Genomic DNA, 13,848 nt, shown 5'->3' on the forward strand with positions numbered 1-13,848 from the left:
AGTCATCGTTCAGATTCCGGGCTACACCAGCTTCGCTGCCGCGTGCGCCTCGCCCCCCCACCCCACCCCGCGCGGATGCGGGTTCCTACGCGAAGCGACAGACATCCTCAAGATTGCCGATCAGGCACCAACGTTCGCTACGTGGCCTCGGCGACGGGAAACAAGGCGGCGAGACGAGGGAGACGAAGATTTGCCTCCTCCTCCCGATTCACGTCCCATTGCTCGCCAACCGGATTCTGCGGTTCAGGATCATCTGTGTTCTGAGCCTCAAGAGCAGCATGGAATTCGTCGTGAGCCTTGCCGGTCGCATCCTCGAATGCACGCCCAGCGACGTAGTCGAGTTCTTCCCACTCGGGCCACTCGTTGTCCGCCCAGGACCTCGGTGACCGGCCTGCCAGGAACCGAACCTCCGGCACCTCGGCCAGCGCATCTGGATCGCGGGCAACCAGCTCGAACATTTCCTGGCCGAGCCCCACCAGCCAGAGCCGAAAGTAGAAGAAGCTGTCGTCAGAGCACCAGCCCAAGATGCGATCCGCGGCCGCCCACAAGTCCCAGGTGAACGTCGGGCTGAGAACGCGGTCAAGACATATATGAAACTGCACGGCCAACTCAGGCTGAGGTGCCAGCTGCCCATGAAGCCAGGCAAGGCGCTCGTCCGGGTCCTGGGTCTGCCGCCGACAGCTCTCGATCATGTTCCAGAAGGTCTCATCATCCACAGCGGCACTATGGCAGGTGACTCTGACAGCCCAACGACGTCACCGCGGTCCGTACGATGACCGGATCTCTCGCTCGGCGACAACAGGTCGGCGAGTCACGGAAGGAATCATGCAGATGAGCGTCCGCTTCGAGGCCAGCTGGTGCGGAAGCGACCTGGGCGGCCGCCGCTCCTGCCCCTACACCTACGACTACTACCCCCACGATTCCTTGCCACCGTTGGACCAGCGAAGGCTCAAGGGGACCTTCGAATGGCTCGGCGAGCACACCGGAACTTCTGCGGACCGCGTCACCGAGCTTCGAGCAGTGACCGAGGAACTGGACCAGAAGGGGCTTTCACTCCCCCAGGACTTCTCCACCTACTTCACTTCGGCGAACCTTCCAGACATCTTGGGCGGCCAGTCGCTGACTTGCTGCTGGAGCAGCCTCTCCAAGCCGATACCCAGTCCAGTCGAGCCCGGCGCCTTCCTCGTCCGGTTCTTCCGCGATCAGCAGGACTGCGTCCTCTGGTACTTCTACCTGCGGCCCGGGCAGTCGGCCTTCGTGGTGCACTCCCACCTTGAATACGAGTACGAGTACGAAGCCCACGACAGCGCCGGCGAGTTCAACGGGAACAGTGACATCGAAGACTTCGACGAGCAGATGGACGCTCTCCAGTACTGTGCTCCCACCTTCGAGGAGTGGGCCTACCGCTTCTGGATCGAGAACCGCATCAGCGACACCCTCGACGGCAATGACGAGTCATCGCTCGACGAGGGGCAACGTGCCTACGTGAAGCACTACGACTCCGACGTCCGGGTCTCAGCCCCGGTTGTCTGACCCTCCCGCCAGGGTCATCGGCCGGAGAGACCGAACTCGTCGCGCGTCCCGGAATGGGGAGACGTGCGCACCGAACCCGGATTCGTGCCTTCTCCCAGCAGACACTGCTCACGGATTCGCGGACCCCACATGAGCGGTCAGCTCTTGCTGACGCCCTCCACGACCTGGCGCAGGCCCGCCGTGAGGGCGTCCGCGTCCGGGGCTGTTTCCGGGTCGAAGGTCCACTGGGCGATGAGGCCGGTCATCAGGGTGACGTAGAAGCTGCCGAGGGTGTCGGCGGTCTCGTCGGTGACCTCGTCCTCCGGTATGCCCATGAGCAACGCGACCAGGCCGCGTCCGCCCTCACGCTGCTCGCCGCCCAGGTAGGCGCGTACCTCGGGCAGCTCGATGGTCATGACCTCCATGCTGAGCCGGAAGACCGACGCGGGCTCGCGCATCGCGGAGAGGACGTTCGACCACACCCAGCGGAAGCGCTCCAGCGAGCCGGGCTCCCCCTCCGGGTCGGCCCCGCCGAAGGTGTCCCCCGCCTCCTCCACCAGCGCCACGTACGCCTGCGCGAGCAGTGCGTCCTTGGAGCCGTAGTGGTAGCCGATGGAGGCCAGGTTGGTGCCCGACTCCTTCACGATGTCGCGGGCGGTGGTCCGGGCGAACCCCTTCGCCAGCAGGCAGCGCTTGGCGCCCTCGAGCAGATCCTCACGGTGTCCCATGCCGGTCAGCGTACCCCGGTCCATACAAGCGTCCTATACGCGTGACTTACACAGCCGTTCTAGACAAGCGTTTAATACGTGCGTACATTCCTCGGCATGGTGAATCCGACGAGCACCACCCCAACACCCGTGCAAGACACGCCCGTTCGTGCCGGGCGGCGTGAATGGACCGCACTGGGCGTGCTGATGCTGCCGCTGCTGCTGGTCTCGATGGACGTGTCCGTGCTGTACTTCGCCACCCCGGCGATCAGCGCGGACCTCCGCCCCACCGGCACTCAGCAGCTCTGGATCTTCGACGTCTACGGCTTCGTCCTCGCCGGGCTCCTGATGACGATGGGCTCCCTCGCCGACCGCCTCGGCAGCCGCCGTCTCCTGCTGGCGGGGGCCGCCGCCTTCGGCGCCGCCTCGGTCCTCGCCGCCTACGCCGACAGCGCCACGACCCTGATCGCCGCCCGCGCGGTCCTCGGCGTCGGCGGGGCCACCCTGATGCCGTCCACCATGGCGCTGCTGCGCACGATGTTCACCGACCCCGCCCAGCGGGCGAAGGCGATCGGACTGTGGTCCGGGGTGATGACCGGCGGGATCGCGCTGGGCTCGGTGATGAGCGGGGTGCTGGTGGAGCACTTCTGGTGGGGCTCGGTCTTCCTGGTCAACCTGCCCGCGATGCTCCTGCTGCTGGTCCTCGGCCCGGTCCTGCTCCCCGAGTCCAAGAACCCCTCCCCCGGCCGCTTCGACTGGATCAGCGTCCCGCTCTCACTGGCCGCCGTGCTCCCGGTGATCTACGGCCTGAAGGAGATCCCGTCCGAGGGCTGGCACGTGCGGTACGTGATGTCGGTGACGGTCGGCCTGCTCTTCGCCGCCCTCTTCGTGCACCGCCAGCGCACCGCCGCCTCCCCGCTGATGCCGCCCGCGCTGTTGCGGAACCGGGGCTTCACCCCGGCCGTGGTGCTGACCCTGGTGTCCGCGTTCGGCATGCTGGGCTCGGCGATCTTCACCACGCAGTACCTGCAGTCGGTGCTGGGAAAGAGCCCGCTGTCGGCCGCGCTGTGGAGCCTGCTGCCCTCGGTGCTGATCGGGGTCGCGGGACCCGTCACCGCCGCGCTGGTCGCCCGGGGCGTGGACCGGGGCCGGGTGGTCGCCGCCGGGTTCGCGGTCTCGGCGGCCGGGTACGGGCTGCTCGCGCTGACCGGCACCGGGTCGCTGTGGCTGCTGCTGGCCGCGGCCGGGGTGCTGGCCTGCGGCGCGGTGATGGTGCTGTCCCAGCTGACCGACCTGGCGATGGGCAGCGCTCCGGCGGAGCGGGCGGGCACCGCCTCGTCGCTGCTGGAGACGGCCACGGAGTTCGGCGGGGCGCTCGGCATGGCGGTGCTGGGCTCGGTCGGCGCGGCCGTCTACCGGCACCGGATGCCGTCCGGCACCCCGGCGGAGGCCCGCGAGACGCTGGGCGGCGCGCTGGTCACCGCCGCCCGGCTGCCGGGCCGGTCCGGGGAGGCGCTGCTCGCCTCGGCGCGGGAGGCGTTCACCGCCGGGATGCACGCGGCGGCCCTCTTCGGGGCGGGCGTGCTGGTGCTGGCCGCGGTCGGCGCCGCGCTGACCCTGCGCGGACGGGACGCGAAGTAGCCGGAGAACGCCGGAGCGCCGGGCGGACCGTCATCGGTCCGCCCGGCGCTCCGGTGTGTCTCGGGTCCGGCTCAGACCAGGTTGACCGACCGGGCGGAGGTGGCCCCGATCTCCTCGGCCAGCTCGGTCAGGGTGGCCGGGGCGACCGTGTCGTCCACGGTCAGCACGGCCAGCGCCTCGCCACCGGCGGTGGAACGGGCCACCTGCATACCGGCGATGTTGACGCCCGCCTCGCCGAGGACCCGGCCGACGGTGCCGACGACACCGGGACGGTCCTCGTAGCGCAGGACGACCATGTGCTCGGCGAGCGCCAGGTCCACGTCGTAGTCACCGACCGCGACGATCTTCTGGAGGTGCTTGGGACCGGCCAGCGTGCCGGAGACCGAGACCTCCTCGCCGCTCGCGAGGGTGCCGCGCACGGTCACCACGTTGCGGTGCTCGGGCGACTCGGAGCTGGTGGTGAGGCGGACCTCGACACCGCGCTCCTGCGCGAACAGCGGGGCGTTGACGTAGGAGACCGTCTCGTCGACCACGTCCTCGAACACGCCCTTGAGCGCGGAGAGTTCGAGCACCTTCACATCGTGCTGGGTGATCTCGCCGTACACCTCGACGTCGAGGCGGGCCGCGACCTCGCCCGCCAGCGCGGTGAAGATGCGGCCGAGGCGCTCGGCGAGCGGCAGACCGGGCTTCACGTCCTCGGCGATGACACCGCCCTGGACGTTGACCGCGTCCGGCACCAGCTCACCGGCGAGGGCGAGGCGCACCGAGCGGGCCACCGCGACGCCCGCCTTCTCCTGGGCCTCGTCGGTGGAGGCGCCCAGGTGCGGGGTGCAGACCACCTCGTCCAGCTCGAACAGCGGGGAGTCGACGCACGGCTCCTTCGCGTACACGTCGAGCCCGGCACCGGCGACCCGGCCCTCCTTGAGCGCCGCGTACAGCGCGGCCTCGTCGACGATGCCGCCGCGCGCGGCGTTGACGATGCGCACGGTCGGCTTGACCTTGCGCAGCGCCTCGTCACCGATGAGGCCGAGGGTCTCGGGGGTCTTGGGCAGGTGGACGGTGATGAAGTCGGAGACCTCCAGCAGCTCGTCCAGCGACAGCACCTTGACGCCCATCTGCGCGGCCCGCGCGGGCTGTACGTACGGGTCGTAGGCGACGACCTTCATGCCGAAGGCCGACATGCGCTGGGCGACCAGGGCGCCGATGCGGCCGAGGCCGACCACGCCGAGGGTCTTCTCGGCCAGCTCGACGCCGGTGTACTTGCTGCGCTTCCACTCGCCGTTCTTCAAGGCGGTGTTGGCCTGCGGGATGTTGCGCGCGCTGGCCACGAGCAGACCGCAGGCCAGTTCGGCGGCGGTGACGATGTTGGAGGTGGGGGCGTTGACGACCATCACGCCGGCCTTGGTGGCGGCGGAGACGTCGACGTTGTCGAGGCCGACGCCGGCTCGTGCGACGACCTTCAGCTTCTTGGCCGCGGCGATCGCCTCGGCGTCGACCTTGGTCGCCGAGCGGACGAGGATCGCGTCCACGTCGGCGATGGCGGGGAGCAGCTCGGCACGGTCGGCTCCGTTGCAGTGCCGGATCTCGAAGTCCGGCCCGAGCGCGTCCACGGTCGCGGGCGACAGCTCTTCAGCGATGAGTACCGTGGCTTTTCGAGTGGGGTACGAGCTCACGTGAGTCCTCACAAGTCCAGTGCGGACGGCCGTCCCGACGGCCGCTGGCGGTGGAGGGTGCTAGCCGCGTGGAAGACGCACGACACTGTGGGCCTGACGCGTTTGTTGTGCAGCAGTGTAGTGGCGCGACGGCCGGGCGGGCGGCACCCCCGCTGGGGGTGCCGCCGCCGGACGCCTTCGAGGCTCACGCCTCTTCGTCGACCCAGGACATCAGCTTGCGCAGCTTCTTGCCGGTGGTCTCCAGCAGGTGCTCGGAGTCCTGATCCTTGTACTCGTTGTACTTCTTCAGACCGCCGTGGTACTCGTCCATCCAGTTCTTGGCGAAGGTGCCGTCCTGGATCTCGGCGAGGACCTTCTTCATCTCGGCCTTGGTGGCGTCGGTGATGATGCGCGGGCCGGTGACGTAGTCGCCCCACTCGGCGGTCTCGGAGATGGACCAGCGCATCTTCTCCAGGCCGCCCTCGTACATGAGGTCCACGATCAGCTTCAGCTCGTGCAGGCACTCGAAGTAGGCGATCTCGGGCTGGTACCCGGCCTCGGTCAGCGTCTCGAAGCCCGCCTTGACCAGGGCGGCGGTGCCGCCGCAGAGCACGGCCTGCTCACCGAACAGGTCGGTCTCGGTCTCCTCGGTGAAGGTGGTCTTGATGACACCGGCCCGGGTGCCGCCGATGGCCTTGGCGTACGACAGGGCCAGCGGGAAGGCGTCGCCGGTGGGGTCCTGCTCGACCGCGACGATGCAGGGCACGCCGCGCCCCTCCTCGTACTGGCGGCGGACCAGGTGGCCGGGGCCCTTGGGGGCGACCATGCAGACGTCGACCTCGGCCGGGGGCTTGATGAAGCCGAACCGGATGTTGAAGCCGTGGCCGAAGAACAGCGCGTCGCCGTCCTTCAGGTTCGGGGCGATGGACTCCTCGTAGACCTGGGCCTGGACCGGGTCCGGGACCAGGATCATGATGACGTCGGCCTCGGCGGCGGCCTCGGCCGCGGTGACCACGCGCAGGCCCTGCTCCTCGGCCTTGGCGCGGGACTTGGAGGTCTCGGGCAGGCCGACGCGGACGTCGACGCCCGAGTCCCGCAGCGACAGGGCGTGGGCGTGGCCCTGGCTGCCGTAGCCGATGACCGCGACCTTGCGGCCCTGGATGATGGACAGGTCGGCGTCGGCGTCGTAGAACAGCTCGGCCACTGGTTCTCTCCTTGAGGTGCGGGTGCTGCGTCCCACCGTATTGCGGTGGGGGGACGGAAGGTTTCGGGGTCTCGGCATCCGGTCGCCGCGCGGGGCGGCCGGGCCGGGGCTCACGCCGTGCGGTCGAGGGCGCGCAGGGAGCGGTCGGTGATGGAGCGGGCGCCGCGTCCGATGGCGATGGTGCCGGACTGCACCAGCTCCTTGATGCCGAAGGGCTCCAGCATCTTCAGCATCGCGGACAGCTTGTCTCCGGAGCCGGTGGCCTCGATCGTGACGGCCTCCGGGGAGACGTCGACGGTCTTGGCGCGGAACAGCTGGACGATCTCCACGATCTGGGACCGGGTCTCGTTGTCCGCGCGGACCTTCACCAGAACGAGTTCACGCTGGACGGCCTGACCGGGTTCCAGTTCGACGATCTTCAGCACGTTGACGAGCTTGTTGAGCTGCTTGGTCACCTGCTCCAGCGGCAGGTCCTCCACGTTCACCACGATGGTGATGCGGGAGATGTCTGCGTGCTCGGTGACGCCCACCGCGAGCGAGTCGATGTTGAAGCCGCGCCGGGAGAAGAGGGCGGCGATGCGGGCGAGGATGCCCGGTGTGTTCTCCACCAGGACGGAGAGCGTGTGCTTGGACATGTCGTGGTCTCTCTCGGTCTCTCTGGCTCGAATCCTCGGTCAGTCCTGGTCGCCGTCGCCGAAGTCGGGGCGCACGCCCCGCGCGGCCATGACCTCGTCGTTGGAGGTCCCGGCGGCGACCATCGGCCACACCATCGCGTCCTCGTGGACGATGAAGTCGACGACGACCGGCCGGTCGTTGATCGCGTTCGCCTCCTCGATGACCTTGTCCAGGTCCTCGGGGCGCTCGCAGCGGATGGCGTGGCAGCCCATCGCCTCGGCCAGCTTCACGAAGTCGGGGACGCGGGTACCGGCGCTCGGGCCGGTGGGTCCGTCGGGGCCGGAGTGCAGGACGGTGTTGGAGTAGCGCTGGTTGTAGAACAGGGTCTGCCACTGGCGGACCATGCCGAGGGCGCCGTTGTTGATGATGGCGACCTTGATCGGGATGTTGTTCAGGGCGCAGGTGGTCAGTTCCTGATTGGTCATCTGGAAGCAGCCGTCGCCGTCGATCGCCCAGACCGTGCGGCCGGGCTGTCCGGCCTTGGCGCCCATCGCGGCCGGGACCGCGTATCCCATGGTTCCGGCGCCGCCGGAGTTGAGCCAGGTCGCGGGCCGCTCGTACTGGATGAAGTGGGCGGACCACATCTGGTGCTGGCCGACGCCCGCCGTGAAGATCGTGTCCGCGGGGGCGAGCTGGCCGATGCGCTCGATGACCGCCTGCGGGGAGAGCGAGCCGTCCTCGGGCGTCTCGTAGCCGAGCGGGTAGGTGTCGCGCCAGCGGTTCAGGTCGCTCCACCAGGCGGTGTGGTCGCCGCGGTGGCCCTCGTCGTGCTCCTTCTGCACGGCCTGGATCAGGTCGGCCAGCACCTCGCGGGCGTCGCCCACGATCGGCACGTCGGCCTCGCGGTTCTTGCCGATCTCGGCGGGGTCGATGTCGGCGTGCACGATCTTGGCGTACGGCGCGAAGCTGTCCAGCTTGCCGGTGACGCGGTCGTCGAAGCGGGCGCCGAGGGCGACGATCAGGTCGGCCTTCTGCAGCGCGGTGACGGCGGTGACCGAGCCGTGCATGCCGGGCATGCCCACGTGCTGGGGGTGGCTGTCGGGGAAGGCGCCGAGTGCCATCAGGGTGGTGGTGACGGGGGCGCCGGTCAGCTCGGCGAGGATCTTCAGCTCGTCGGTGGCGCCGGCCTTGATGACGCCGCCGCCGACGTAGAGGACGGGGCGCTTGGACGCGGTGATCAGCTTGGCGGCCTCGCGGATCTGCTTGGCGTGCGGCTTGGTCACCGGACGGTAGCCGGGCAGGTCCATGAGGGGCGGCCAGGAGAAGGTCGTCCGAGTCTGCAGGACGTCCTTCGGGATGTCGACGAGGACCGGGCCGGGGCGGCCGGTGGAGGCGATGTGGAACGCCTCCGCGATCGTCTTCGGGATGTCCGCGGCCTTGGTGACCAGGAAGCTGTGCTTGGTGATCGGCATGGAGATGCCGACGATGTCCGCCTCCTGGAAGGCGTCCGTGCCGATCGCCTTGGAGACGACCTGGCCGGTGATCGCGACCAGCGGCACCGAGTCCATGTTCGCGTCGGCGATCGGGGTGACCAGGTTGGTGGCGCCGGGGCCCGAGGTCGCCATGCAGACGCCGACCTTGCCGGTGGCCTGCGCGTACCCGGTGGCCGCGTGACCCGCGCCCTGCTCATGACGGACGAGCACATGGCGCACCCGCTGGGAGTCCATCAGCGGGTCGTACGCGGGAAGGATCGTGCCCCCGGGGATGCCGAATACCGTGTCGACGCCGACCTCCTCGAGCGAGCGGATGAGGGACTGCGCTCCCGTGACGTGCTCGACGGGTGCGGAGTGCTGTCCTCCGGATCGGGGCCGCGGCTGCGGATGGTGGGCCCCGGTGGCCTGCTCGGTCATCAGCTTCTCTTCTCGAGCTTGAGGGTCTTTGCGAAGTTTGAGCGGTATGGAAGCGGAACAGGGGGTGCACGAGGGGTCACTCGTGCAACAAAAAACCCCCCGTGCCGCAAGGCAAGCGAGGGGAGCGCGCCGGGGAGGTCGCTGGGTATTGCGGACGGTGTCCGCTCAGGGCCCAGGTCAGCCGACGCGCTTTCCAAGTACGAGAATTCGGGTGCGCATGGCTCTGACCCTCCCCCCGGCGCGCACCGTGTGTCAAGTGGGTGGGACAGCCGTCTCATCATGTGAGCGGAGCGCGGTGGCGCCGAAGACGGTGGACATGCTCCCTGAGTACAGCCCGGCGCCCTTCCCGGCGAAGACCGGTTCGGCGGGGGCGTGCGGCACCGGGAAGCGGCCGGAGGCGAGCGCCCGGCGCAGCCGGTACTCGTCGACCGGTCCGGCGAACGCCATGCCCTGGCCGTGGGTGCAGCCCATGGCGCGCAGCGCGACCACCTGTTCCGGCAGGTCGACGCCCTCGGCGACGGACTGCAGGCCGAGGTCGCCCGCGATGCGCAGCAGCCCACTGGTGATCTTGTGCAGCCGGGCGGACTCCACGACGCCCTCGATCAGCCCGCGGTCGAGCTTGAGGATGTCCACGGGGAGTCTGCGCAGTGCGGTGATGGCCGCGTAGCCGCTGCCGAAGCCGTCCAGCGCGATCCGCACCCCGAGGCGGCTGAGCGCGGTCAGGCGCCGCTCCAGCTCGTCCAGGGAGATCCGCGGGTCGGTGCCGGACACCTCGATGATCAGCGCGCCGGGCGGCAGTCCGTGCCGGGTCAGCAGCGCCTCGATGGAGCCCAGCGGCAGCGAGCGGTCCAGCAGCCGCCGGGCGCTCATCCGGACCGCCACCGGGACGACGAGTCCGCCCGCGGCCCGCTCGGCGGCCTGCTCGACCGCTTCCTGGAGTATCCAGCGCTCCAGCTCCGCCGTGCGGTCGCCGTCGTCCGCCACCCGCAGGAACTCGGCCGGGGTGAACAGCACGCCCTGGGCCGAGCGCCAGCGCGCGTGGGTGGCGACGGAGGCGATCCGGCCGCCGGTGAGACAGACCACCGGCTGGTGCAGCAGCGCGAACTCGCCCTCGTGCAGCGCGGCGCGCAGCCGTCCGGCCAGCTCGGCCTTGCGGACGACGTCCTGCTGCATCTGCGGCTTGTACAGCTCCACCCGCCCCTTGCCGCCGGCCTTGGCGCGGTACATCGCCAGGTCGGCGTTGCGCAGCAGCTCACCGGCGCCGAGACCGGGTTCGGCGAAGGAGACGCCGATGGAGGCGTTGACCCGGACATCGTTGCCGTCGATGGCGTACGGCTGGGAGAGGGTCATCCGGAGCCGGTCGGCCAGCTCCAGGATGTGCCGCTCGCGGGCGGCGCGGTCGCGGGTGCCGTCGCCGGTGATCAGGGCCGCGAACTCGTCCCCGCCGAGCCGGGAGGCGGTGTCCCCCTGGCGGACGGAGTCCTGGAGTCTGCGGGCGGCCTGGATCAGCAGCTCGTCCCCGGCCTGGTGGCCGATGGTGTCGTTGACGGCCTTGAAGCCGTCGAGGTCGATGAAGAGCACGGCGGTGCCGCGCAGGGCGGCGCCCCGGTCGGTGGCCCGGCGCCCGGACAGGGCCTGCTGGACGCGCCGGGTGAACAGGGCGCGGTTGGGTAGGTCGGTGAGCGGGTCGTGCTCGGCGTTGTGCTGGAGCTGGGCCTGGAGCCGCACCCGCTCGGTCACGTCGCGGCTGTTGAAGATCAGGCCGCCGTGGTGGCGGTTGACGGTGGACTCCACATTGAGCCAGCCGCCCTGGGCCTCGCTCGCGCGGGAGGCGCCCCCGCCGCCGGAGCGGAAGCGGCACTCGATGCGGGTGGTGGGTTCGTCCAGCGGGTCGGCGGCCAGGAAGCGGCGCACCTCGTGCACCACGCAGCCCAGGTCCTCGGGGTGGATCAGGGCGGCCAGTTCGGTGCCGATCAGGGCCTCGGCGCTGCTGCCGTAGACCCCGGCGGCGGCCGGGGAGACGTAGCGCAGCACGCCGTTGGGGGCGGCGATCATGATGACGTCGCTGGAGCCCTGCACCAGGGAGCGGAAGTGGTTCTCCTTCTGCGCCAGTTCCTGGGTGAGGGTGATGTTGTCCAGCAGCATGATGCCCTGGCGGATGACGAGGGCCAGCACCACGGCGCCCGCGGTGATCAGCACCACGTGGTCGGGCCTGCGCCCGTTGAGCACGTTGTACAGGATGCCCAGGGTGCAGACGGCGGCGGCGAGGTACGGGGTGAGGGCGGCGAGGGAGCCGGTGAGCGGCCGTCCGGCCGGGTAGCGGTGGCCCTCCGTGCCCGGCGGATGCTGCTGGGCGGTGACCGGGCCGCGCTGGCCCGGTACGTGCTCGTGCACGACGCGGGTGTGCCCGTCGGACGCGCCCCGCTCGCCATCCCGTCCCCTGGGGGCGGCCCAAGGGGCGTAGGCGAGCAGCAGGGAGCCCGCGAACCAGCCCGCGTCCAGCAGCTGCCCGGAGCGGTAACTGCTGTGCAGCAGCGGGGAGGTGAACAGCGCGTCGCACATCACGGTGAGCGCGAGGGCGCCGATCGCGGTGTTGACGGCGGTGCGGTTGCCCGGGCTGCGCCGGAAGTGCAGCGCGAGCACCATGCTGACCAGCACGATGTCGAGCAGCGGGTAGGCCAGCGAGAGGGCGGTGTGCTCGACGCTCGGCCCGTCGATCCGGGCGGTCTGGGCGAGCGCGAGGCTCCAGGAGAGGGTGAGCAGCGAGCCGCCGATGAGCCAGGCGTCCAGCGTGAGACAGATCCAGCCCGCCCGGCTCACGGGGCGTTTGGCGAGGACCAGCAGGCCCACGATGGCGGGCGGCGCGAAGCAGAGGAAGAACAGGTCGGCGTAGCTCGGGCTGGGCACGGCCTGGTCGAGGACGACCTCGTACCACCCCCAGACGGCGTTGCCCAGGGCGGCCATCGCGGAGGAGAGGGCGAAGAGCAGCCAGGCGGGGCGGAAGCGGACGCGGCGGCTGCGGGCGTAGAGGAAGCAGGAGACGGCGGCGGTGCCGGCCGCCGCGCTGAGCCCGAAGTCGCCCATGAACAGCGCGAGTTGCTGGTTGCCCCAGTCGAAGGCCGAGCCGATGCCGTAGGCCGCGCAGATCACGGCGAGGGCGAGTTGCTGGGCCAGGCGCGATCCGTCGCCGGGTGTCGGCGGGCGGGTCGGGGGCGTGCGGACGGGCCGCTGTGGCGCGCGGGGCGCCTCGTCGGGCGCGGTCGTGGTCACCGGGGCCGCGCTCACCGCGCCCTCCCGGTGCGGGTCGCGCCGGGGACCCTCGGGGGCCGGTGCGGATGCCTCCGCCGGGCGGCCGGGCGGGGGTGCGGACCGTGCGGGTGCGGGTACCGCTCGCGCCTGCGCGCGGTGGTGCGCCAGGGTCGCCGTCGGCGGCTCCGCCGCGTCGGATCGTTCGTCCATAGGCCGTGCATCGCCCGTCGCCCCCCTCACAGAGCTGACATGTCCATCCCCGGCGCCGATCGGTCGGCGGCGCACCCCTGTCGGGACGATACACCAGGATCGTCACTCAGGGACATAGCTTCTCTACTCTCCGTGACGACCAGCGACTATGCGGGAACGCACCGCGCCCGGAGGGTCGCGGAGGGTGCCCGTCGGCGGGTCAGGCCCCGGTGGTGAGGACCACGTCGCGCAGTGGCTCATGGTTCACGAACCGGGTCAACTGGTCCACCAGGAGCCGTTCGGCGCGCGGCCGGAACGCCGAACTGGGGCCGCCCACATGCGGGGTGATCAGTACGCCGGGGGCCCGCCACAGCGGATGGCCCGGCGGCAGCGGCTCGGGATCGGTGACGTCGAGGGCGGCGGTGAGCCGTCCGCCCGCCAGCTCGTCGAGCAGGGCTCCGGTGTCGACCACGGGTCCGCGCGCGACGTTGACGAGGAGGGCGCCGTCCTTCATCCGGGCCAGGAAGCCCGCGTCCACCAGACCCCGCGTCTCGTCGGTGAGGGGCGTGGAGAGGATCACCACGTCGGCTTCCGGGAGCAGGGCGGGCAGTTCGGTGAACGGATGCACGGCCCCGCGCGCGGTGGTGCGCCCGGAGCGCGCCACCCGGATCACGCGCTCCACCTCGAAGGGCGCGAGCCGGTCCTCGATGGCCGAGCCGATGGCGCCGTAGCCGACGATCAGCACGGTCCGGTCGGCGAGAGCGGGCCGGAATCCACCTTGCCAGTGCTCCTCGTCCTGCGCCCGGACGAACCCCGGAATCCCGCGCAGCGAGGCCAGCGTGAGGGTGAGCGCCAGCTCGGCGGTGCTGGTCTCGTGCACCCCGCGGGCGTTGCACAGCCGCACGCCGGGGGCGACCAGGTCGAGGTGGGCGGTGATGTCGTCCACCCCGGCGGTGAGGGTCTGGATCACGCGCAGCCCGGTCATGGCCTTCAGCGGGCGGATCTTGACGGGCTCGCTCCGCATGTAGGGCACCACGTACACCGCGCAGTCCGCCGGATCGCCGGGGAACTCCTGCTGCCCGCCGTCCCAGAACAGGTAGTTCGGGCCCTCGGGGAGGTTCCGGATCTCTTCGGGCGGCAGGGGCAGCCAGACGTCTTGGGTCATGGCG

At 70.5% G+C, this 13,848-nt stretch carries 10 protein-coding genes; 2 read left to right on the plus strand and 8 right to left on the minus strand.

All coding sequences use genetic code 11. From position 1 onward, the window contains the following. Positions 1-137: 137 nt before the first annotated feature. Positions 138-716, minus strand: coding sequence for a DUF4240 domain-containing protein (locus ACIPPM_RS13255; protein ID WP_401446762.1), 579 nt, complete (start codon positions 714-716; stop codon positions 138-140). A gap of 109 nt (positions 717-825) precedes the next feature. On the opposite strand from ACIPPM_RS13255, the gene ACIPPM_RS13260 reads away from it, so the two are divergent. Then, positions 826-1,533, plus strand: coding sequence for a hypothetical protein (locus ACIPPM_RS13260; RefSeq protein ID WP_401446765.1), 708 nt, complete (start codon positions 826-828; stop codon positions 1,531-1,533). Positions 1,534-1,670: 137 nt separating this feature from the next. Here the strand turns inward: ACIPPM_RS13260 and ACIPPM_RS13265 are convergent, their stop codons facing one another. Then, positions 1,671-2,240, minus strand: a complete 570-nt coding sequence (locus ACIPPM_RS13265; RefSeq protein WP_401446768.1) for a TetR/AcrR family transcriptional regulator — start codon at positions 2,238-2,240, stop codon at positions 1,671-1,673. A 96-nt stretch (positions 2,241-2,336) separates the two neighbouring features. Between ACIPPM_RS13265 and ACIPPM_RS13270 the strand changes: the two genes are divergently transcribed. Then, positions 2,337-3,860 (plus strand): MFS transporter, encoded by a 1,524-nt coding sequence (locus tag ACIPPM_RS13270; RefSeq protein WP_401446770.1) that lies wholly within the window; start codon positions 2,337-2,339, stop codon positions 3,858-3,860. 71 nt (positions 3,861-3,931) lie between these two features. Here the strand turns inward: ACIPPM_RS13270 and serA are convergent, their stop codons facing one another. The 6 genes from serA to ACIPPM_RS13300 form a co-directional block, all read right to left on the minus strand. Beyond that, positions 3,932-5,533 (minus strand): phosphoglycerate dehydrogenase, encoded by a 1,602-nt coding sequence (serA, locus tag ACIPPM_RS13275; protein WP_401446772.1) that lies wholly within the window; start codon positions 5,531-5,533, stop codon positions 3,932-3,934. 184 nt (positions 5,534-5,717) lie between these two features. Next, entirely contained in the window at positions 5,718-6,716 is a 999-nt protein-coding gene (ilvC, locus tag ACIPPM_RS13280; protein ID WP_401446774.1) for a ketol-acid reductoisomerase, read from the minus strand. A 110-nt stretch (positions 6,717-6,826) separates the two neighbouring features. Then, entirely contained in the window at positions 6,827-7,351 is a 525-nt protein-coding gene (ilvN, locus tag ACIPPM_RS13285) for an acetolactate synthase small subunit (protein ID WP_030808356.1), read from the minus strand. 39 nt (positions 7,352-7,390) lie between these two features. Further along, complete coding sequence (locus tag ACIPPM_RS13290; protein ID WP_401446778.1) at positions 7,391-9,241, minus strand: acetolactate synthase large subunit; 1,851 nt, start codon at positions 9,239-9,241, stop codon at positions 7,391-7,393. 252 nt (positions 9,242-9,493) lie between these two features. Further along, positions 9,494-12,700 carry a putative bifunctional diguanylate cyclase/phosphodiesterase gene (locus ACIPPM_RS13295; RefSeq protein ID WP_401446780.1) on the minus strand — a complete coding sequence of 1,069 codons (3,207 nt, stop codon included), beginning with the start codon at positions 12,698-12,700 and terminating at the stop codon, positions 9,494-9,496. 199 nt (positions 12,701-12,899) lie between these two features. Beyond that, positions 12,900-13,844, minus strand: coding sequence for a 2-hydroxyacid dehydrogenase (locus ACIPPM_RS13300; RefSeq protein ID WP_401446783.1), 945 nt, complete (start codon positions 13,842-13,844; stop codon positions 12,900-12,902). Positions 13,845-13,848: the final 4 nt, after the last annotated feature.

Origin of the sequence: Streptomyces sp. NPDC090119 (assembly GCF_044747085.1) — a bacterium.
Lineage (GTDB): Bacteria > Actinomycetota > Actinomycetes > Streptomycetales > Streptomycetaceae > Streptomyces.

Excerpts from the sequence above, each read along its gene's own strand:
- ACIPPM_RS13260 (WP_401446765.1), top strand. The coding sequence starts at position 826 with ATGCAGATGAGCGTCCGCTTCGAGGCCAGCTGGTGCGGAAGCGACCTG.
- ACIPPM_RS13265 (WP_401446768.1), bottom strand. The coding sequence starts at position 2,240 with ATGGGACACCGTGAGGATCTGCTCGAGGGCGCCAAGCGCTGCCTGCTG.
- ACIPPM_RS13270 (WP_401446770.1), top strand. The coding sequence starts at position 2,337 with ATGGTGAATCCGACGAGCACCACCCCAACACCCGTGCAAGACACGCCC.
- ilvN (WP_030808356.1), bottom strand. The coding sequence starts at position 7,351 with ATGTCCAAGCACACGCTCTCCGTCCTGGTGGAGAACACACCGGGCATC.
- ACIPPM_RS13290 (WP_401446778.1), bottom strand. The coding sequence starts at position 9,241 with ATGACCGAGCAGGCCACCGGGGCCCACCATCCGCAGCCGCGGCCCCGA.
- ACIPPM_RS13295 (WP_401446780.1), bottom strand. The coding sequence starts at position 12,700 with ATGGACGAACGATCCGACGCGGCGGAGCCGCCGACGGCGACCCTGGCG.
- ACIPPM_RS13300 (WP_401446783.1), bottom strand. The coding sequence starts at position 13,844 with ATGACCCAAGACGTCTGGCTGCCCCTGCCGCCCGAAGAGATCCGGAAC.